Source organism: Microcoleus sp. A006_D1 (assembly GCF_036702805.1).
Lineage (GTDB): Bacteria > Cyanobacteriota > Cyanobacteriia > Cyanobacteriales > Microcoleaceae > Microcoleus.
In genome coordinates this window covers 48,258-49,531 of sequence record NZ_JAUBVZ010000028.1, presented here as the reverse complement: position 1 = coordinate 49,531, position 1,274 = coordinate 48,258, and the positions used below count along the sequence as shown (strand labels likewise).

Genomic DNA, 1,274 nt, shown 5'->3' with positions numbered 1-1,274 from the left:
AAATGCCCTAAGCGTGGCTAAGTCAGCCCTATTTACATACTGTTACATAACTGAGTTTAATTCCGCCTACCTACTTAGTGCCTAATCTCGTCGTTATCTCTATCCGACCCGAACAGGTGGTCATCAATACCACCTTTGCTAAGAATCAAATCCACAAAATCAGAAATATTAATAGCTTGATTCCCAAACATCATAGAATTATTATCAACAGGATAACATCGATATTCATCTCCTTCATGATTAGCCACTGCTCCTCGAACAATTAGTTCTAATTTTTCTCGAAGTTGGGGTCTAGGCATCACGTCTCCACGCTCAGCTTCTTCCAAAAACTTTAATAAAGCTTGTTGACAACGATAGATTGCAGGAGCAACTAAAAATGAATTAGAGCCATAATCGACTGCCCAATAATTATTTTGATACTTATATATGCGCTCAGCGCGTTTCGGGGTACGAACTAGAGAACCACTAGGATGATCCCAATACGCAGACTCCCTAATAAACTCTTGGGCAAGCTCTAATTCTATCACTCCATATGTTGAGAGTTGTTGTACTCTAGCCCTGGTAGCATTAATTACTTCTTTCTTCTGTTCTTCTGGTTGCATCTGTTTTTCTGGTTGCATCTGTTTTTCTGGTTGCCTTTTAAGTATATCTTGTAATACTGTACTCCAAATGGCTGGTTCCCTTTATCTCTCGCAACCTATACCGTCGTTATCTGTATCAAACCCAATAGGTGGTCATCAATACCACCTTTGCTAAGAATCAAATCCACAAAATCAGAAATATTAATAGCTTGATTCCCAAACATCATAGAATTATTATCAACAGGATAACATCGATATTCATCTCCTTCATGATTAGCCACTGCTCCTCGAACAATTAGTTCTAATTTTTCTCGAAGTTGGGGTCTAGGCATCACGTCTCCACGCTCAGCTTCTTCCAAAAACTTTAATAAAGCTTGTTGACAACGATAGATTGCAGGAGCAACTAAAAATGAATTAGAGCCATAATCGACTGCCCAATAATTATTTTGATACTTATATATGCGCTCAGCGCGTTTCGGGGTACGAACTAGAGAACCACTAGGATGATCCCAATACGCAGACTCCCTAATAAACTCTTGGGCAAGCTCTAATTCTATCACTCCATATGTTGAGAGTTGTTGTACTCTAGCCCTGGTAGCATTAATTACTTCTTTCCTCTGTTCTTCTAGTTGTCTCTGTTCTTCCTGTCGTCTCTGTTCTTCCTGTCGTCTCTGTTCTTCCTGTCGTCTCTGT

General features: G+C 39.7%; 2 protein-coding genes. Both read right to left on the bottom strand.

What is annotated here, in order from left to right; genetic code table 11:
- Positions 1 to 74 precede the first annotated feature (74 nt).
- Positions 75 to 620: a hypothetical protein gene (locus tag QUB68_RS29290; protein WP_332998424.1), complete on the bottom strand. Its 546-nt coding sequence runs from the start codon at positions 618 to 620 to the stop codon at positions 75 to 77.
- Positions 621 to 697: 77 nt separating this feature from the next.
- Positions 698 to 1,274: hypothetical protein (locus QUB68_RS29285; RefSeq protein ID WP_332998422.1), on the bottom strand; the 577-nt coding region annotated here is incomplete at its 5' end.

Coding starts and splice junctions, on each gene's coding strand:
- QUB68_RS29290 (WP_332998424.1), bottom strand. CDS start 620: ATGCAACCAGAAAAACAGATGCAACCAGAAGAACAGAAGAAAGAAGTA.